This is a genomic window from Cryobacterium shii, from assembly GCF_004402595.1.
In the GTDB taxonomy this organism is placed as follows: domain Bacteria; phylum Actinomycetota; class Actinomycetes; order Actinomycetales; family Microbacteriaceae; genus Cryobacterium; species Cryobacterium shii.
Map to the genome: position 1 here is coordinate 20,031 of NZ_SOFY01000045.1, position 19,439 is coordinate 39,469.

Sequence of the window (19,439 nt, forward strand, 5' to 3'; positions counted from 1 at the left end):
CGCCTCGCCCCGACTCCGGCACTGGTCCGCGGCGGCGCCAGTGCACCAATTCTCCTGAGTTGGCCACGACCGCAGGCCGGCCCCGCCGCAGCCGATCACCAGTCGAGCACGCACGCGGATAGCCGCAGCATCCGCTTGCATCTCTCTAGAACGTGTGTTCGAATAGGTGCATGCGGTGGAGCGGACAGGAACTCACGACGGAGCAGGCGGGCGCCCTGCCCGGACTCGCCCGCCTGAACAACCTGGTGCGCAGCGTGCGCACGCCCGAATTCGCCGGGATCACGTTCCACGAGGTGCTGGCGAAGTCGGCCCTGAACCGCGTGCCGGGCCAGAGCGCGATGCCCTTTGGCTGGACCATCAACCCCTACCGCGGCTGCTCCCACGCCTGCACCTACTGTTTCGCCCGGCCCACCCACACCTACCTCGACCTCGACGCGGGCACAGACTTCGACAACGAGATCATCGTCAAGGTGAACGTGGCCGAGGTGCTGCAGCGGGAGCTGAAGAAGCCAACCTGGGGCCGGCATCCGGTGGCGCTCGGCACCAACACCGACCCGTACCAGCGCGCCGAGGGCCGCTACCGGCTGATGCCCGGCGTGATCGCCGCGCTCGCGCAGTCCGGCACGCCGCTCTCCATCCTGACCAAGGGCACGCTGCTCCGCCGCGACCTCGACCTGCTCGTCGAGGCGAGCGAACTCGTCCCCGTCGACCTGGCCCTGTCGATCGCCATCTACGACGACGAGCTGCAGCAGGCGGTCGAGCCGGGCACCCCGTCCACGGTCGCGCGCCTGGCCACGGTGACGGCGGTGCGCGAGCGCGGACTCGACTGCTCGGTCTTCATGATGCCGATCCTGCCCTTCCTCACCGACACGAAGGCCCACCTCGACGAGGCGCTGCGCCAGGCGAAGGATGCCGGTGCGTCGAGCATCATGTACACCGCGCTCCATCTACGCCCGGGCGTGCGGGACTGGTACCTGCAGTGGCTGGCCCGCGACCACCCGGAGCTGCTGCCGCGCTACCTCGAGCTCTACGCCAAGGGCGCCTATGCGCCCAAGGACTACCGGGTCTGGCTGGCCGCCCGAATCAAACCCCTGATCAAGGCGCACGGACTGCAGCGTGGGCTGGAGGATCCGTCCACCGGCGGCGTGCGCTCGACGGCGCTCGGCCGTCCCGCCACGCCCGGCAGGGGTACTGGCCTGGCGGGCAGCGGCGCCGGTGCCGGCCGCGGTACCCGGAGCGGCGCCGGCCGCGACTCGGCGAATACCGCCGTGCGGCGCTCACTGATCGCCGAGGAGCTCCCGCCCGAGTTGAGCCCGACTCTCTTCTGACCGACCGCCCCGACTCCGGCGAACAGGCCGCGAACGAATGCCCCGCCCCGAACGAATTCGGCGGCGACCGGCCCAGATCGGCGCGGCGTCAGACCTGGGGAATCCGGCACGTTTCCGTGCCGCCCGGCAGACGGTGGCGGTTTCGGTAGAACACCGATTGGACCCGGTTGAGCAGCAAGGAAGCGACCGGGGTCATCATTACGCGTCCGAAGAACGGATACGGGTTGCGAGCCGTGAGCAGCATCCCGGCCATCGCGCCCACACCGACCACGTGACTGCCATCGGCCCGCACGAGCACGGGGCCTTCGAGGCAGGTCGCCAGGGTCACGCCGAGCGCGTCCAGGTCGACCGACTGGTACGTTGCGAAAACAATCTGCGGCGCGATCCGGCGCTTCATGCGGTCGACTGCGTTTTGGCACAGGCCGCAGTCACCATCGAATAGAAAAAGCGCTGTCGTCAAGGTGGAACCCTTCGTCGTCGGTACTCCAGCGGCACGCTGCCGCGCCAACCTTCACCAAGTATACCCCTGGGGGTATGCTCGGAAGCCGCCTGCGCCCGGATGCCTCAACCCGGCCATCACCCTTCGAGCGGATGCCCCGGCCCCGAACGAATTCGACGGAGATTTTGCCCAAATCAGGCGCACAGCAGGCGAGAACGCATGTTTTCGCCAAAATCTCCGTCGAATTGGTTAGAACGACGGGCAGCTTGCGCCCCGAACGGGGAACACGGCCGCCGAAATGGGATACTCGACCGATACACCCGCACGAACGCGCCGCAGAACGTACCGCAGATCGCGGTGCAGCACACGTGCGACCACACCAACACACACGCACCACACGCACCACACGCACCACACGCACCACACGCACCAACACGAACGGAACAGTAATGACGCTTGGCTTGCCAGACCACCTGGTGGCGAGAACCATCAGTCACGCCCTCGCGCGTGCCTCGCACTGGTTCGGACTCACCTGCCTCGCCGGCGCACTGCTCGCCCTGCTGGCCCTGAACTTCGCCCACCGCCCCACCGCCACCACCGCCACCGCCGCCACCGCCTCCACCATCTCCACCACAACCTCCGCCGCCCTCTGGTTCACCATCCTCGCCCTCCTCGCCATGGCCGGCTTCCTGATCGAGCTCTCCCTGCGCCGCACGGTCACCCTGACCATCGCCTACCTGATTGTCGGCAGCGGCTGCATCTACCTCTTCACGGTCACCATCCTCGGCATGCCCGACGTGTTCCCGTTCTCGAACCTGTTCCTGGTGGCCCTGCCCAAGCTGGCCCTGATCATGGTCGGCGGCGCCGGCACCGGCGCCCTTGCCGGCGTGCTCTGGAGCACCCTCGGCTTCGTGCTGGCCGAAGCCGTCACGGTGCTCGCCGCCCTCCAGACGCAGGTGCCCTACAGCCCCGACCCCTTCACCATCTCCACCTACCTGTTCCTCGTCGGCGTGCTCCTCTTCGCCCATTTCGCCCGCCGCCAGGCCGCGGCCCAGACTGCCCTGCACCGGGCCGTCCTCGCCGATCGGGCCCGCCTGCTGCGCCACGACCTCGACCAGCGCGCCCTGGCCCGCACCCAGGACACCACCCTCACCGAGCTCGTCGCGCTCGCCCGCGCGCACGCCGGCCCGCTCAGCCCGAACCTGGCCGGCAGCATCCGTGCCACCCTGCAGACCCTGCGCGGCACCGACTGGCTGACCGACGCCGACCAGCGCAGCGTTGAGCCGTCCGCGGGCACGGATGCCTGGCTCACCAGCGAGGTCTACGCCGCCATCGAGCGCAGTCGCGATCGCGGCCTCGTGGTCGAAGTCACGGGGGAGCGCGCCGCCCTCGGCCGCCTCGACCCGGTCAGCGACCGCGAGCTCGGCCTCGCCGTGCAGCAGTGCCTGACCAACGTGATCCTGCACTCGGGCATCGTGGCCGCCGAGGTCGTGATCGAGAGCGAACTCGACAGCATCTCTCTGATGGTGATGGACGCCGGCCGCGGCTTCACCGAATCCGAAACCGGCTCCGACCGCCTCGGCCTGCGCCAGGCCGTGCGCCACCGCATCGAACGCCTGGGTGGTTCGGTGAGCATCCTCACCCGCCCCGGCGCGGGCACATCGGTGCTGCTGAACGTGCCGGTCCCCATATCAGACCCGATCACGACGGATGCCGCAACCCTCGGCGAGCAGGCCCCCCGATGACCGCCGCCACCCCCGGCGCCAGCACCGCCGCCACCCCCGGCGCCAGCAGCGCCGCCACCCCCGGCCCAAGCACCGCCCCCGAAACCGCTCCCATCCCCACCACCGCGGCCACCCCCACCCCGCTCGCCCCCGCGACGCCCACCCCGCGCACCCTCACCCAGCAGCGGCTCGACCCGCTGGGCACCCTCGCCACCTGGCCGCTCGCTCCGGTCATCGCTACGGTCGTTTTCGGCTACGCGGCGCTGGCCACGTCGTGGCAGGCCGACCAGTCGCGGTATCCGGTGCTCGTCGGGCTGGCCCTGCTGGCCATCGCCGGCGCGGCCGCCACCCTCGTCATCGGCACCCGGCCGTCCGAGCCGCCGTTCCGGCTCGGCTCTCACCTGGCCATGATCGGCCTCGCCGTCAGCGCCTACCTGCTCGACCAGGCGTCCCGCTGGGGCGCGAACACCCTCCTGCAAGACGACTTCGGACCCGTCGCCATCGGCCTCCTCCTGCTTGCCCTCGCCCCGTACCGCCCGTGGCGGGAGATCACCCTGTCGGCGGTGGCGGCATCCGTCATCGTCGCCGCCGTCACCGTGCCGCAGGCCCCGTTCCTCGCCATCACCGTGCCGCCGGCCGTCTACGCGGTCGTGTCGGTCACCCCGGTTTTGGCCCTCGGCCTGGCCGCGGCCGCCTACTCCCGCCGCATGGTGCGCCTGCTGCTGGCTTGGCAGACGGATGCCCGCCGCGCCATCGCCGAACGCACCGAGGAGTCGCGCGGCCGAGTCGTGCGTGCCGTGGTCGGGCAGCAGCTCGCCGACCTCGAAACCGGCGTCTTCCCCCTCTTCACCGACGTGCTCGAACGCGGCGAGGTCACCAAGGCCGACATCGCCCGGGCCAACGAGCTGGCCGCCCGCGTGCGCCGTTCACTCGTGCAGGACATCGACCTGACCTGGCTGGACGCCGTCATCGCCCGGGAGCGCGCCCGGCTGGTCGAGCGCGGCCTGGATCCGCTCTTCGTGGTCGCCGACCCCGAGCACCGCGCCCTGCGCTTCGGACCCGACCAGCGCGCCGCCACCGCCGCCCTGATCAGCCTGCTCTGCGCCGCCCCCGGCTTCGACCCGCGCAGCCTCGTGGTGCAGGTCGCCGACGGGGCCCGGCCGGCCGCTCCCGGGCACGCCGGGCAGAGCGAGCAACCCGCCGAACCCGAGCAACCCGCCGAACCCGAGCAACCCGCCGAACCCGAGCAGCCCGAGCCCACCCAGCCCGAGCCCGCCGAGCAGCCCCAGCCCGTGCCCGCCGGCATCGTCGACACCGTCACGATCCAGGCCGGACTCGACCTGCCCGCCGGCCAGGCCCGCGCCCTGCTCCGCCCCTACCTGGCCGTGTTCCGGGTCGTGTTCCCGCGGGTGCGGGTCACGATCAGCCGCCCGCTGGTGATGCTCGACTTCGGCGACCGCCGCCCGGCGTCGAGGGCCCGCCTCCGCAACCGCCCAGTACGCTGAAGTAGGTTTTCACCAGCGACCCAGCACGACCCGAGCACGAGCAGCCGAGGGGGCACCCACCGCATGGCCAAACTGTATTTCCGCTACGGAGCCATGAACAGCGGCAAGAGCACGTCCATGCTCCAGGCGGCCTACAACTATGAGGAACGCGGCCACAAGGTGCTGCTGACCAAGCCGTCGGTCGACACCAAGGGCGACCGCGGCATCCTCTCGCGCCTCGGCGTCACCCGGGGAGTCGACTACCTGCTCACCCCCGAGACGGATGCCTACGCCTCCTTCCAGCAGCACCGCGCCGAGGTGCTCGCCGCGACCGGCCTCGACGTGAGCTGCCTGCTCGTGGACGAGGCCCAGTTTCTGACCGAGTCGCAGGTCGACGACCTGCTGCGGATCGCGATTCTTCAGAACATCCCGGTGCTGGCGTACGGCATCCGCACCGATTTTCAGACCGTGGCCTTTCCCGGCAGCCGCCGGATGCTCGAGGTGGCGCACAGCCTCGAGGAGCTCAAGACGATCTGCCGCTGCGGCCGGAAGGCCGTGTTCAACGGGCGCCAGATCGACGGCGTCTTCGTCTTCGACGGCGCGCAGGTGGCGATCGACGGCGAGCAGGTCACCTACGAGTCCCTCTGCGGCTCGTGCTACCTCGAGGAGAGCGGCGGCGTGCTCAACAACCGCCGGCGTTCCGTGCAGGCCTGACCTGGCCTGGCCTGGGGAGACCGTCAGGCCTCGGGCCGGCAGTCGATGATGAAGGCCATCAGCGTGGTGGCGTCCCCGGTGTCGAAGAGGGTGCTGAGGTGCTCGTTGTATTCGAGTCTGCGCCGAGCGGATACCGAGATGGCGTCGAATCCCGACGCCATGAGGTGGCCGGCCATCATCAGCCGGGACGTGCGTTTGTTGCCGTCGAAGTAGAACTGGGCCCGGGTGGCGGCACAGAAGTACGTGATGGCTTGCTCGCGCGCGTCCGGCAGGGTGTAGAGGTAACGGAGGAGGCGGTCGTGCTCGTCAATCAGAGTCTCCCCGTGCTCTCCAGGAGGGGACGCCTGGTAGGTTCCCAAATCACCCAGCCCGACAAGGCCTCCGCCGGTGACGTTGCCCTCTCCTCGAAAATGGCCTGACTCGATTTCTTCATGCACGGCCACGCGGCGGTGCACTTCGTCGCTCACGTCTTTGGTGAGGGCGAAAGTACCGTCGCCGACGAGCGTGTCAACATAGTTGAACGCCTCCTGGAGGGCAAGGATCTGGTTCTGGTCATAGACCCGGTGCCCGCTCACCGTGACGCCTTCGAGGAGGGTCTGCACCTCGGGCAGGGTGTACGGGTTGCCTTCCAGCGACGCCGCATCCCAGATGTACTCCGGGAGGGCGGCCCGAAACCGGGCGCGGGCGCGGTCGGTGGCCGACTGTGGGAGCAGGTCCCAGGCAACGGATGCGGAGTCCCACACGATTCCTGTCGCCGCGCGCTGCTGATTGACCACGCTGCGGGGCAGGGAGCTCCCCGGCAGCTCAGGTCGTGGCTGCTGCGGCTTCGAACGCTTCTGGTACTGGTTGGACCCTCGGGCCCAGTGGTTGGGTGTGTCGGTCATGGTTCACCAGCTCCGTGCGATGGTTTCGGCTTTGTCTGCGAGCGCACCGCCGATGCCGAATGCGTCAACCAGGGTCTGGATGGGGGCGACCACCCGGATGCCGTCGTCGAGGAACGCGTCCACGTCCAAGTCGGCCGTGTACGGGACGACGATGAGGTCGGCCTCCTCCGGTCGGCACAGTGCCATGTGGGCCAGGCGCCGAACCAGGCGATGCGGGTCAGCGGTGTAGACCACGGACGGTCCGGCCGCGGGGCCGTCCGTGTCGGGGTTCAGCCTTCTGATGCCGCTGACCCCCGACAAGATCCAAGACGTCTCGCCGGCGCTTGCGGCCGCCGCGATCTTGAGCTCGTCCACGCTACCGCACAGATATGTTGCGCCGGCGCGTTTCAACAGGGAGGAGCTCACGCCGGCAGTGCGAGCGATTTCGACGGGGTCACCGTTTGGCACCCAGCGGTGCAATCGGGCCTCCCAGTCGGCGACGGCCTTGTCCTTTTCGCCGGTCGCCGGCCCAGCCAGGATTTCCCGGGCAGCCCGCGCGGCGTTGACGTCCGAGAGCGGAGCGAGACTGATGTCCAGGTCGAAACCGGCGGCCAGGGCGAGTTCTCGGAGCGTGCCGACGGAGGGGTCGACTTGCGCGCCTTCGATGCGGTAGATCGTGGATTTGGACACGCCGGAGCGTAGTGCGAGCGCCCGCCGGTCAAGGCCGACGCTGGCTCGGATGTCGTCCAGCAGCTGTCGCATATCCGGTACTCTACATGAGCCATTCCCGTATATGGGATCTTGAATCAATATGTCCCATATTTGGGTCAGAACCTGATGCGGACAAATCAAACCAAGGAAAACAAGGGAGAGGGGGCGCTCAAACGACACTGAGTCGCGAGCGCCCCACCAACCCCCCAGTTGATTTCCCAACTACAACGTAGGCGCGTTTTTCCCTCCTCACCAGCCGTCACTTTCTGTGGCACCCCAACGGGGGTGCTGCGCGGGGCACCCGAATCCTGTGCAAAACTGGCAGCAAAACGGCACCACAACAGCCGCGAAACAGCCGGTCACACGGCCCAACGAAGTCAGCACGCCCGCCATCGCCGAGCACTGCCTGCCCATGCAAGGAACCTGATGTCCCGCTTCCGAGTCGCCCTGATCGATGACCACGAGATCGTCGCCCGCGGCTTCGCAAACCTCTTCTCCACCATCCCCGAAATCGAGGTCGTCGGCACCGTCGCGACCGTGACCGAGCTGCTCGAATCCGCTGCCTCGCAGGACCAGCAGGTCGACCTGGTCATCCTCGACCTGCGGTTGTCCGACGGATCCCTGGTGGGCAGCAACGTGGATCGGCTGCGCGCCGCGGGGGCCGCCGTGCTCGCTTTCACCGGCGGTGATGACGAGGTGCTGATGCGGCACGCCGCGCGCAGCGGCGTGCTCGGCGTGGTGCGCAAGTCCGAGCCGACCGCGGTGCTGCTCGACGCGGTCACGCGCGCGGCGGCGGGGGAGACGATCGCGTCCACGGAATGGGCAGCGGCCCTCGACGGTGACCCTGACCTGGCCGATGCCGGGCTGAGCAACCGGGAGCGCGAGGCGCTCTCCCTCTACGCGGCGGGTGCGAAGGCGCCCCTGGTGGCGTCGCGGATGGGACTGTCCGAGGCCACGGTGATCGACTACATCCGTCGGGTGCGCACCAAGTATGAGCGGGTGGGCCGCCCCGCCAACACGAAGATCGACCTCTACAAGCGCGCGCTGGAAGACGGCATCCTGCCCATCCCCGGCCAGTCGTGACCGCTCGCACGCGCAAGGTGCCGCCAGCTCCGACCGCGGTCGAGCGGCACGCGCGCGTGCTCTACGGCGCCATGGGTGTCGCCGCCCTGGCCTTCGGTCTGCTCTGCCTGGGCACCTACCTCGAACAGGCCTGGCGCCCCGCACCTGCCCTGTCGCTGCTGGCCTTCCTGCTGGTCTTCGGTCTCCCGCTGCTGATCGGCGTGCTCTCCAAATGGGCGTCGCTGCGCCTGCTGCGCTCGCTCGCCCTGGCCGACGGGGTCGTATTCCTGGCCATCCTCGCATTCTGGCTGGTCGTGCGCGCCGAACCCCTCACCACCGGGGCCTCCGACATCCCCTGGGTGATCTCCTTCACCGGAATCCCCGCCATGGCCGTGGCGGTGGCCACCCGCGACCGGATCGGCTGGGCCTACACGGCCCTGGTCTGCACGGCGAGCGGACTGCTGCGGGCCGCCACCACGACCGATCCGCAACCGCTCCTCGTGGGCGTCGAAGACGGCCTCTACTCGCTGCTCATGATCACGGTCTTCGTCGGCCTGACCGGGCTCACCCGGCGCCGCGCCGCCCAGGTCGACGCCGCCGCCCTGTTCGTGGGCGCCGATCAGGCCGCCCGGGCCGCCCAGGTGGCCCGCCAGCGGGTGCGGCTGAGCATCGACGCGCTCGTGCACGACAGCGTCATCTCCAGCCTGCTGATGGCCGGCCGCGGCGGCATCCCCGCTCCCACCATCGCCCGTCACGCCCAGACCACGCTGGCCCGTCTCGACGCTGTCCGCACCCCAGCGCTGAACCCGGGTTTCCGCGCCACCGGCCACGAACTGGTCGACGCGCTCGAGCAGCTGGCGGCAGACCTGGCACCGGATGCCGCGGTGCACTCCGACCTGTCCGACAACCTCCGCATACCCGCGGTGGCAGTGACCGCCCTGCTCGACGCCGTCGGCGAGGCGCTGCGCAATTCGGTCGCCGCGGCCGGACGCGGGCAGGGCCGCCAGGTGGTCCGCACCGTCACCGTGCAGGGTCGACGCGGCGGCATCCGGGTGCTCGTGCACGACGACGGCGCCGGCTTCGACCCGGCCAGGGTGCCCGCCGAGCGCCTCGGCATCACGCAGAGCATCATCGGCCGGATGGAGCGCTTGACCGGCGGCGCGGCCGCGGTGCGCTCCCGCCCGGGGGCCGGCACCGAGGTGGAGGTGTCTTGGACGCCCGAGCCGAGCCCCGCGGCAGCCCCGGCCCCGGCCGCATCCGCCGCCCTGGCGACCCTGGCCCGCACCGCCCCCGCTGCTGTCCTGACTCGCCCGGAACCGACCACCCCGCCCGCCCCCACACGCCTGCGCCCGCCGACCCCGGTGAGCCTCGCCATTATCGCGCTGTTCATCCTCGTGCACGCGCTGCTCGCCTTCGGTGACGATGAGCCGGGCGCGACCCTGCCGGGTGAGGTCCTCGGCTTCCTCGCCCTGGTGCTCGCGGCCCTCATCATGGCCCGCCCCGACAACAACCGGATGACCCGCGTCCGGGCCGGGGTCGTGGTCGCCCTGTGCGCTCTGGCGGGGGCGCTGGTCGCGTTCCCGATGACGCCGGCGAACCCCACCCCGTTCGGGCACTGGTACCTGGGCGCGATCACCCTGCTCCTGGTCGTCCTCGCCGTGCGAGGCCGCTCCGATCTGGCCTGGCTCGGCTATGCGCTGATGACCGTGGTCGCCATCGTCTGGTGCCTTGTCAACGGCCTTCCCGGGGTGAACGGTCTTGAGATGGTCAGCCGCCATGCCGGCACGCTGCTCGCCGGCAGTCTCTTTGCCCTGGGCATGGCGCGGTCGACCCAGGCCCTGTCCGTGCTGAATGGCGAGCGCGCCCTGCATAGTGCCGCGGCGGCCACCACTGTTGCCGCCATCGAGGAGCGCGAGTCGCAGCTCGCCCGGGTGAACGTGCTCTCCCGTCCCATCCTCGACCTGCTCGCACAGAGCACCGAGCTCGGTCCCGAGCTGCGCGCGGAATGTCTGTTGGTCGAGGCGACCCTCCGCGACGCCATGCGGGCGCGCGCCCTGTTCGTCGAGCCGCTCGTGTCCGCCACCCGTGCCGCGCGGCTGCGCGGGGTCGAAGTGACCCTGCTCGACGACAGCGGCGACCACCAGCCCGTTCAGATGTCGGCCGTGGTGGCCGCGGTCGCGGACGAATTGAACGTGCTGGTGTCGGGCCGCCTCACCGCCCGGGTGCTCCCTGCCGACCGGCCCTTCATCGCCTCGATCGTGATCGGCGCCGCCACGCCTCAGATGCTCATGGTCACACCGGAGGGTCTCCTCCAGGAGGCCTGACTGCCTCCACGAAACACCCCAATTATGGGGATGGCCATTGCAAATAACCGTGCCTTCGTCGGCGCTGAGGTCGGCGGCGTCCCCGGCGAAGCAGTTCTCAGCGCCATTTTTCGCCGTCCTGGATCGAGCGGCGCATTAGTCGAGAAAGCGTCACTCCCCGACGCGGGAAGGCCCCTTACCCTCATGTGAGAGGATGAACAAGGGGAAAAGGCGATTCGAGCGGTTCCTCTCTGTCAAGTGCTACCGGAGGAACGCGCGTGGAGCTCAAGGACTACCTCAGGATCTTCCATAAAAGTTGGATCCTGATTCTCGCTTGCACCCTGTTCGGTATTGCCGCAGCAGCAGGTGCGGCCATTGCCACCACCCCGAAGTACATCGCCAACACCCAGCTCTACGTCTCGGTGCAGGCCTCCGCCGGCGCGGTGACCGGGGATCTGGTTCAGGGAACCAGCTTTGCCCGGCAGGCCGTCACGTCGTACGTCGACGTGGTCAACAGCGCCATTGTTCTCGACGAGGTCATCACAGAACTGAACCTCGACGCAACCGCGGCGCAGCTCGCCTCCACTATCACCTCCACATCCCCGCTGAACACCGTGCTGATCGACGTCTCCGTCACCAACAGTGACCCAGAGCTCGCGGCGCAGATCGCCAACTCCGTCGGGCAGAACTTCAGCAAGATCGTCGTCGACCGCCTCGAGAAGCCCGATGGCGACGCAGCCAGCCCGGTGAAGATCGAAACGATCCAGCCGGCCATCGTGCCCACCGCGCCCGCCAGCCCCAACGTGCCGCTGAACATCGCCCTCGGCCTGCTCGTGGGTCTCGCCGTCGGCATCGGGCTCGCCGTGCTGCGCAGCGTGCTCGACACCCGCATCCACAGCCTGCACGACATCGAGCTCGTGACCGACTCTCCGATGCTCGGCGGCATCACCAATGACCCCGGTGCGAGCCTTCGCCCTCTGGTCGTGCACACCGACCCGAAGAACCCGCGAGCCGAGGCATTCCGCAGCCTGCGCACCAACCTCCAGTTCGTGAACATCGAGGGTGGCCCGCGCAGCTTCGTGGTCACCAGCTCGGTGCCCGGCGAGGGCAAGAGCACGACCACGGCGAACCTCGCGATCGCCCTCGCCGAGACCGGCGCCCGCGTTGCGCTGATCGACGGCGACCTGCGCCTGCCGCGCGTGGCCGAGTACATGGGCATCGAGGGTGGTGTCGGTCTCACCGACGTGCTCATCGGTCGCGCCGAACTCGCCGACGTGCTGCAGAAGTGGGGCAAGAACAAGCTGTTCGTGCTGCCCAGCGGCCGCGTTCCCCCGAACCCGAGCGAACTGCTCGGCTCCGCCGCGATGGCCCGCATGCTCGGCGCGCTCACCGAGGAGTTCGACGTGGTGCTGATCGACGCCCCGCCGCTGCTGCTGGTGACGGATGCCGCCGTGCTGAGCAAACTCTGCGGCGGCGCCATCATGGTGGTGGCCTCCGGGCGCACGAAGCGCAACGAGCTCACCAGTGCCGTGAAGGCCCTGGAGCGTGCGGGCAGCCGTCTCGTGGGCATGGTCATCACCATGCTGCCGACAAGAGGGCCCGACTCCTACGGCTACGGCCAGTACAGCTATGGCACGATCCACGAGGAAGAGAAGGCCACTACCGAGGCCGCTGCGCCTGCCGGGCGGGGCCTCCGCAAGGCACGACGGAGAACTGCGTAATGCACACCTTCTCCATCCTCACGGTCTGCTCCGGCAACATCTGCCGGTCACCGCTGGCCGAACAGCTGTTGCGTGTCGGCCTGGCGTCGTGGCCGCAGATCCAGCTGGCCAGTGCCGGAACCATCGGCCTGACCGGCCAGGGCATGCCCGTGCAAGCCGCCGATCTCTCGCGCCACTTCGGCGGCGACCCGAGCGCCCACGTGGCTCAGGAACTCACCGAGCAGCACGTCCAGAGTGCCAACCTGGTGTTCGCGATGTCCCGCGAGCACCGGCGCGCCATCGTCGAGTTGGTGCCACGCGCCATCCGTTACACGTTCACGATTCGCGAATTCGCGCGTCTGGTTGCAGACCTCACCGACGACGACCTCGACGAGGCCGCCGCCCTGCCCCTCGATGACCTTGTCGGGCGCCTCAGCACCCTGATGGCGCTGGCCGCGTCTCAGCGTGGCGCCGTCGCCCCCCTGGCATCGGCCGAAGATGATGACGTCGTCGACCCCTATCGCTGCAGCGACGAGGTCTACGTGGAGTCTGCCCAGCAGCTCGTTCCGGCCATCAACGCTGTCACCGCCCTGTTCCATCGAGCCGCGACGGTGCAGCCGGAATAGTGAAAGCCGTGGGGGGAAACAAGCCTAAGAGCCGCAAGAACCGCAACAGCGTGCTGCGCCGACGCCTACTCGTCGCGGGTCTGGCCGTGTTCTTGCTGTTCGACGTCGCCCTGGTCTCCTATGCGCTCACCGCGCAAAACCCCTCCGCCAAAGCCGGCTCGGTGGTCGAGCCGTCGGTGGTCGAGCCTGTCGAGACCCCCCCTGTCGAGACCCCCCAAACCGAACCCCCGGCGACCGAGCCCTCCGAGACCCCCGCCCTCACCTCCCTCCCTCCCACCCGCATCCTCACCGCCCTCGACGCGTCCACACTCTGGCGTGCCACCACCGGTGACTGCCCCGCCGCAACCGCGACCCCGGAGCTCTCCACCGACGCCGGTGACACCTGGACGCCAAGCGACGCTTCGGCCGACACCGATTCGTCCTCAATCCTGTCGATCTACGTGGACAGTGAGTCCGAAGCCTCCATGGTCACGCTCACGGCCGCGGACTGCGCTCCGCAGCGCGTCACCACTTTCGTGGCCGGCGACCAGTGGCAGGAATACCCTGATCGCGTTGGCGCCGATTGGTTTGTCGATCCGGCCGACCGAGCCACCGTGAACAGCCCGGCAGGGTCTTTCGCCGCGCCGTGTTCCTCGGTGATCGCCCTCGCCCCCCGCACCGAATCGATAGCCGCTGTGCTCTGCTCAGACGGCACCCTCTTTCGCACCAGCGATGGTGCCGCGACTTTCGGGCCCGGGGTTGCTCTTCCCGGTGCCGCCAATCTGACCGTCAGTGACGACGGCTACATCATCGTGGCCACCGATCAGGTCGACTGCGCGGGCGCCCAGCTGCTCGCGACGTCTGAAGAGCCCGGCGGGGCGCTGACCCCGACCGGATGCCGTGAGGAGGCGGGCACGCCGGAAGATCTGGCGGTGGCAGCCGCCGAGGGAATTGTCTGGCTGTGGGCGGGGGACGCAGTGAGCACGTCGAGTGATGGGGGCACAACATGGCAGTGAGCGACTTTGCAACGACGAGAATGCGGGAACTGCACGGGTCGGTGCCGCTGGTGCGGTTTGGCACTCAGTTCGCGTTCGATGCGGCAGCCTGGGTCATCGCCCTGTTTTTGGCCGAGATTCTCCGCTATGAGTTCGACCTGCAGCTGATTGACCTGCGACCGCTCCTGGCGCTGTGCGTGGCTGCCTGCCTGGTGCAGTTTCTTGCGGGTGGCGCCAACCACCTGTACCAGGGGCGCCACATCTACGGGAGCTTTTCCGAGGTGCGGGCGCTGCTCGGGGTCGTTCTCGCCTCGACCGTCATCCTCGGAATCCCGGTTGCCGTTGCCGGCACGGCGGTCGGCATTCCCCGCAGCACGGTCTTCATCGCCCTGCCGATGGCCTTCGTCTTGATGGGCGGTGTGCGCTACGTCAAGCGTCTTCTGGTGGAACGGTCGGTCGTTCCCAAAGACGACATTCAGAAGGCCCTGATCTTCGGTGCCGGCTACATGGGGGCGTCGATCGCCCGGCGCATGACCACCGACCGAAACTCGCCCTTCCTGCCAGTGGGAATCATCGACGATGACCCGCGCAAGCGCAATCTCTGGCTCCATGACGTTCGCGTAGTCGGTTCTCGGGCCTCCCTCTCGGCCGCAGCTCAGGCCACCGGCGCGACGGCGCTGGTCGTGGCCATTGCCAAGGCCGACGCCTCGTTGTTGCGTGAGATCACGGATGCCGCCAAGGCCGCGCATCTCAAGGTCTTGGTTCTTCCTCCCCTTGAAGAGCTGCTCAATGGCAAATCGCGCCTCCATGACCTGCGCGATATTTCGATCGAAGACCTGATCGGTCGTCACCCCGTTGACACCCACGTGGAGTCGATCGCGGGTTATCTCGCGGGCAAACGCGTGCTGGTGACGGGTGCGGGTGGTTCCATCGGCTCGGAATTGTGCCGTCAGATCACCAAGTTCGGCCCGAGCGAACTGATCATGCTCGACCGCGATGAGACCGGCCTTCAGGGCACCCAGATCTCGATCCTCGGTCACGGGCTTCTCGACACGAAGGACGTGGTGCTCGCGGACATCCGCGATGCGGAAGCACTGAAGTCCATTTTTGCCGAGCGGCGCCCTGAGGTCGTTTTCCACGCCGCTGCCCTCAAGCACCTTCCGATGCTGGAGCAGTACCCCGACGAGGCATGGAAAACCAATGTGCTCGGCACGCTCAATGTGCTCGAAGCCGCCCAGGCGGTCGGAGTGACCACGTTCGTGAACATCTCCACCGATAAGGCAGCCAACCCCACGAGTGTGCTCGGTCATTCCAAGCGCGTGGCCGAGAAGCTCACGGCGTGGGCCGCCCAGGAATCCCAGCGCGCTTACCTCTCGGTGCGGTTCGGCAACGTGATCGGCAGCCGAGGCTCGATGCTGCCCACCTTCACCACCCTCATCGAGGCCGGTGGACCGCTGACGATCACCCATCCCGACGTCACGCGATTCTTCATGACTATTCCCGAGGCGTGCCAGCTCGTCATCCAGGCCGGCGGTATTGGCAGGCCCGCCGAGGTGCTCATTCTCGACATGGGCGAGCCGGTCAGAATCCTAGACGTGGCCGAGCGAATGATCGGAATGTCGGGCAAGGACATCGAGATCATCTACACCGGCCTGCGCCCCGGGGAGAAGCTGCACGAAGAGCTCATCGGCGACCACGAAACGGACTCACGTCCGATCCACGCGAAGATTTCGCACACGTCCGTCGACGCGATTACCCCGGCGCGTCTCAGTAAAGCCCGCTGGCTAGAGCGGTGCGCCGAGGCAATCAGCGTATGACCTCATACGAGTGGGCGGCGGTACTTGCAGCGCTTTGTATCAGCCTCGTTTCGCCTTTCGCGATCAGGCCACTTCTGGAGAAGTTGCACGTTGTGGACGTGCCAAACGCTCGTTCGTCGCACGCGGCAACCGTCTTAAGGGGAGGCGGTGTGGCCCCACTTTTCGGCCTGAGTGCTGGGTTTCTAACTCTGTTAATCACGAGCGAGGCTTCTGGAGGGAAACCGCAACTCCTGATTGTGTTTCTAGGGAGCGTCGCCATCGGTCTAGTGGGCCTACTTGAAGACCTGTGGGGCGTGCGGATCGCGGTACGAGCGGGCGCACAACTCCTCATAGGCGCACTCGGTACATCGGCGCTCGTCATTGTCTCTACGACGGAGTGGTGGTGGGTGCCAATCGGCGCGATCGGATTCGCCGGATATACAAATGTGGCGAACTTCATGGACGGGATCAACGGGATATCTGGCCTTCACGGCATTGCCGTCGGTTTGGCATTTTCAGCTATCGGTGCGATGAGTGACGTCCGATGGCTCCTTCCCATAGGGCTGGCATTCGCGGTGTCCTTCGGTGCGTTCCTGCCGTGGAATCTGAGGCGAAACCGGCTCTTCCTCGGTGACGTGGGAAGCTACCTCCTCGGCGGGTGTATTTCATTGATCGCTCTTGCGGCGGCATTCGAAGGTGCACCGGTAGTAGCTCTGCTTTCTCCATTGGCGATCTACCTAGCTGATGCGGGCTCAACGCTCGCTGCCCGCATTTTCAGGGGCGATGATTGGAAGCAGGCGCATCGTTCTCACACCTACCAGAAACTCACAGATACGGGCCTCTCTCACCTGAGAGTCGCACTAATCGCAACTGCCGCCACGATCGTGTCTACTGCCTTCGGTCTGCTCGCATGCAACGCTTCCGACTCGAGTTTGGCGCTTGCGATTGTCGGTATTGCCGTGACATCAGCGACGTATCTTGCCCTACCTAAGTTTCGTGGGTGGACAGCCGCGCCCGCCGCACTCGGTGATTTAGGCCCGACGGATGTCACAGTCCGGCCCCTCAACGAAGCAGCCCTCGGCGGCGCGAAATGGGCAGTCGTGGGAGCGAGTGGATTCATTGGGGCTGCTCTTGTGGCGGAGCTTCGAGCACAGGGCCACGATGTCGTGGACGTTGTCGCACCGCGGCTTGTCCTGAATCCCAAGGGTACGGCAAGAGATGCCATTGAATACCTCGCGCGCAGCGCCGAGGCTGTGGATGGGCTGGCAGCGGCCTGTGACGGTGCTGACGTGGTCGTGAATGCGGCTGGGCTCGCTTTGCCCGGTTCCGCTGCGAGTGATTCCCTATCTGGAGCGAATGCCCTCCTGCCGTTGGTTGTTCTCCGGGCCGCGGAGCGCGTCAAGGCAACGCGGGTTGTCCACCTCAGCTCGGCCGCTGTTCAGGGCCGGCGGCGGGTGCTGGACGAGTCGCTGGAAACGAGTCCGTTCTCCCCCTACTCACACTCGAAGGCGCTGGGAGAAGCTGCGCTTCGCCTGTATGTGGCGAAAGGACCGGTTGGCGAGTTACCAAGCCTGGTCATAATTCGCGCCACCTCTGTACAAGGAGTAGGGCGTCAGACTACCGCTCAGCTTCAGCGCCTGGCCCGTTCGCCTTTCGCTTCCGTCGCACGGCCGGGGGACGCTCCTACCGTCGTGAGTTCACTGAGAGGTCTCGTTGAGTTTGTGGTGCAGGTCGGCAAGTACGCGGGTGACGTCCCGATCACGGTATTACAGCCTTGGGAAGGGATGACGACGTCGTCTGTCCTTGAGATTGCGGGTGGGCATGCGCCGTTGAAGGTGCCGGTTTGGGCGTGTCGTTCGCTGGTAACAATCGGCTTCTTGATCGGCGGCGTGCTTGAGCCGGTGAATGGCGTCGTGCGGCGAGTTGAACTCATGTGGTTCGGTCAGAAGCAAAATGCGAAATGGGCACGATCCGTCGGTTTGGAGGGGCCGTCTTACGTACACGACGTTCTGTTTTCGCTACCCAATGACCATGAACCTGCGGCTCATCCAAGGGCAGATGAAGCATTGCGAGGCCGCGACGCGTGGGCGGGCTCGTCGTGAAGAAGGTAATTCTTTTCGCGACGACAATCGATCAGCAGCTGCAATTCCTGGAGGGGATTCCGTGCAAACTTGCTGATTTAGGCTGGACTGTGCACGTTGTTTGTTCGCCGGGCGATCGGTTGGTCGGGCTGGCTGATGTCCGTGGAGTCCTTGTGCATCCATTGCCAATGCGGCGCGCGCCTTCGGCCTTGCACGACCTCGTGGCGCTGTGGGCGTGGATCCGAATCATCCGGAAAGTCCGACCCGCTGTTGTCGTAGCCGGTTCGCCCAAAGCCAGTCTCCTGTGCCTTCTCGCTGCATGGTTGGGCCGCGTGCCGAGACGCGTCTACATGCTGCACGGTTTGCGGCTGGAGACTTCGAGGGGGATCCGACGGCGAGTTTTGGTGTGCGCTGAGCGGGTGGCTATGTTGTGTTCAACGCAGGTGTTTGCCGTAAGTGAGAGCCTGCGACAGATGACAGTTTCACTTTCGCTGACAAGTCGGGACAAGGTCTCTGTGGTGTCGGCGGGCACTCCAAACGGGATCGACGTAGCGGAATTCGACGAGAATCGATTTGATGCGTTGTCAGTTGCCGAGTTGGCTCGGGACATTGGGATTTCCCCGGATATCCCGGTTGTTGGGTTCGTGGGTCGACTCACCCACGACAAGGGGCTTGGGGACCTGGAAATCGCGCTCAGGTCACTTCATGATGCCGCGTTGCCAGTTCAGCTCCTTCTCGTCGGTGGTATTGATGACGCGTCAGGCGCGGAAGCGCTTGAGAGACTAAGAGCGATCGGCATGCCGGTCATCAGTACCGGTCACGTCGAAAAGACGGCTGTGTACTACCAGCTCATGGACGTGTTCTGTCTCCCTAGCTTTCGTGAGGGTTTTAGCACCGTGGTGTTGGAGGCGTCCTGCTCAGGTATTCCAGTTGTCGTATCCAACGCCACGGGTGTTGTTGACGCTGTTCGGGATGGAATGACTGGATTGGTATATGGGGTCGGGAACGGTCGACAACTTGCCGAAAAGCTTTCGATCCTGATTAATGACGCAGAAATTGCACGCTCTATGGCCGATGAGGGGCGGGCGTGGGTACGTGGCACTTTCGCGCGGGACATCATTCAGGCGGCGTTCCTCCGGGAGTACGAAGCACTACTTGGAGTGCAGTAGCCTCAGCGATTAGGTCCGTTGTAGTGCCTACGGGTTCTGAAGGGGAGAAAGCCCTTGGTGGAGTGTCACTCCCGGCTGCACCTCCCGAGAGGGGCGTGCGGAGTTGTGTTCCAAGCTGCAGTCTCTCTTGGCCGTTTTCCAGGGGCAGACTGGAGTGCGGCCACAAGCCGCATTGAGACTGAAACCCGGCGTGTGGACTGGGCGGCCAGGGGAAGCCAGCGGGATAAGCTCCGGCTCGTGGTTGACGACCTCATCGCGAAGTACCGAGGCGGATCTTCAGCTTCGTGTGCTCGCCCGTCGAAAACAATTGCCGTAGCTGTCGGGTTGCGTCCAATAGCGTGGTGTAACCCGGCCCTGATGGGCGTGTTGCACCGATGTGAGGCGGCCACCGCGTGATTCTTGGAAAGACCGATCAAGTCTTTTCCGAAGGAGTACACGCGATGACCGCACCCCATTTTATTGACC

General features: G+C 66.9%; 15 protein-coding genes. 12 read left to right on the forward strand and 3 right to left on the reverse strand.

All coding sequences use genetic code 11. The annotated features are described in order from the left end of the window. Positions 1-170: 170 nt before the first annotated feature. Complete coding sequence (locus E3O49_RS08595) at positions 171-1,328, forward strand: Rv2578c family radical SAM protein (RefSeq protein WP_134365921.1); 1,158 nt, start codon at positions 171-173, stop codon at positions 1,326-1,328. Positions 1,329-1,416: 88 nt separating this feature from the next. On the opposite strand, the gene E3O49_RS08600 is transcribed toward E3O49_RS08595, so the two are convergent. After that, the gene (locus E3O49_RS08600) at positions 1,417-1,788 is read right to left on the reverse strand and encodes a thiol-disulfide oxidoreductase DCC family protein (RefSeq protein ID WP_134402898.1); all 372 of its coding nucleotides are present in this window, start codon (positions 1,786-1,788) and stop codon (positions 1,417-1,419) included. Positions 1,789-2,216: 428 nt separating this feature from the next. On the opposite strand from E3O49_RS08600, the gene E3O49_RS08605 reads away from it, so the two are divergent. The 3 genes from E3O49_RS08605 to E3O49_RS08615 all read left to right on the forward strand — a co-directional run bounded on the left by E3O49_RS08605 (position 2,217) and on the right by E3O49_RS08615 (position 5,689). Then, positions 2,217-3,512, forward strand: a complete 1,296-nt coding sequence (locus tag E3O49_RS08605; protein ID WP_134451367.1) for a sensor histidine kinase — start codon at positions 2,217-2,219, stop codon at positions 3,510-3,512. Beyond that, on the forward strand, positions 3,509-4,996 hold the full coding sequence (locus E3O49_RS08610) for a hypothetical protein (protein ID WP_134451369.1): 1,488 nt from the start codon (positions 3,509-3,511) through the stop codon (positions 4,994-4,996). Before E3O49_RS08605 ends, E3O49_RS08610 begins: the two co-directional genes overlap by 4 nt. A gap of 63 nt (positions 4,997-5,059) precedes the next feature. Beyond that, entirely contained in the window at positions 5,060-5,689 is a 630-nt protein-coding gene (locus E3O49_RS08615; RefSeq protein WP_134451371.1) for a thymidine kinase, read from the forward strand. Between the two features lie 23 nt (positions 5,690-5,712). On the opposite strand, the gene E3O49_RS08620 is transcribed toward E3O49_RS08615, so the two are convergent. Next, on the reverse strand, positions 5,713-6,573 hold the full coding sequence (locus tag E3O49_RS08620) for a Fic family protein (protein WP_198417476.1): 861 nt from the start codon (positions 6,571-6,573) through the stop codon (positions 5,713-5,715). A 3-nt stretch (positions 6,574-6,576) separates the two neighbouring features. After that, the gene (locus E3O49_RS08625) at positions 6,577-7,314 is read right to left on the reverse strand and encodes a helix-turn-helix domain-containing protein (protein WP_134434147.1); all 738 of its coding nucleotides are present in this window, start codon (positions 7,312-7,314) and stop codon (positions 6,577-6,579) included. Between the two features lie 375 nt (positions 7,315-7,689). On the opposite strand from E3O49_RS08625, the gene E3O49_RS08630 reads away from it, so the two are divergent. The 8 genes from E3O49_RS08630 to E3O49_RS16555 all read left to right on the forward strand — a co-directional run bounded on the left by E3O49_RS08630 (position 7,690) and on the right by E3O49_RS16555 (position 18,974). Beyond that, positions 7,690-8,346 carry a response regulator transcription factor gene (locus tag E3O49_RS08630; RefSeq protein WP_134405727.1) on the forward strand — a complete coding sequence of 219 codons (657 nt, stop codon included), beginning with the start codon at positions 7,690-7,692 and terminating at the stop codon, positions 8,344-8,346. Further along, positions 8,343-10,649, forward strand: a complete 2,307-nt coding sequence (locus E3O49_RS08635; protein WP_134451373.1) for an ATP-binding protein — start codon at positions 8,343-8,345, stop codon at positions 10,647-10,649. The genes E3O49_RS08630 and E3O49_RS08635 overlap by 4 nt, the downstream gene beginning before the upstream one ends. Positions 10,650-10,906: 257 nt before the next feature. Continuing rightward, entirely contained in the window at positions 10,907-12,349 is a 1,443-nt protein-coding gene (locus tag E3O49_RS08640; RefSeq protein ID WP_134451375.1) for a tyrosine-protein kinase domain-containing protein, read from the forward strand. Next, on the forward strand, positions 12,349-12,954 hold the full coding sequence (locus E3O49_RS08645; protein WP_134451377.1) for an arsenate reductase/protein-tyrosine-phosphatase family protein: 606 nt from the start codon (positions 12,349-12,351) through the stop codon (positions 12,952-12,954). The genes E3O49_RS08640 and E3O49_RS08645 overlap by 1 nt, the downstream gene beginning before the upstream one ends. A gap of 8 nt (positions 12,955-12,962) precedes the next feature. Further along, positions 12,963-13,949 carry a hypothetical protein gene (locus tag E3O49_RS08650; protein WP_134451379.1) on the forward strand — a complete coding sequence of 329 codons (987 nt, stop codon included), beginning with the start codon at positions 12,963-12,965 and terminating at the stop codon, positions 13,947-13,949. After that, complete coding sequence (locus E3O49_RS08655) at positions 13,940-15,745, forward strand: polysaccharide biosynthesis protein (protein ID WP_244285272.1); 1,806 nt, start codon at positions 13,940-13,942, stop codon at positions 15,743-15,745. Before E3O49_RS08650 ends, E3O49_RS08655 begins: the two co-directional genes overlap by 10 nt. Continuing rightward, entirely contained in the window at positions 15,742-17,826 is a 2,085-nt protein-coding gene (locus E3O49_RS08660) for an NAD-dependent epimerase/dehydratase family protein (RefSeq protein ID WP_134451380.1), read from the forward strand. The genes E3O49_RS08655 and E3O49_RS08660 overlap by 4 nt, the downstream gene beginning before the upstream one ends. Beyond that, a complete protein-coding gene (locus E3O49_RS16555) occupies positions 17,823-18,974 on the forward strand; it encodes a glycosyltransferase family 4 protein (RefSeq protein ID WP_256359917.1) in 1,152 nt (383 codons plus the stop codon). Before E3O49_RS08660 ends, E3O49_RS16555 begins: the two co-directional genes overlap by 4 nt. Positions 18,975-19,439 lie beyond the last annotated feature (465 nt).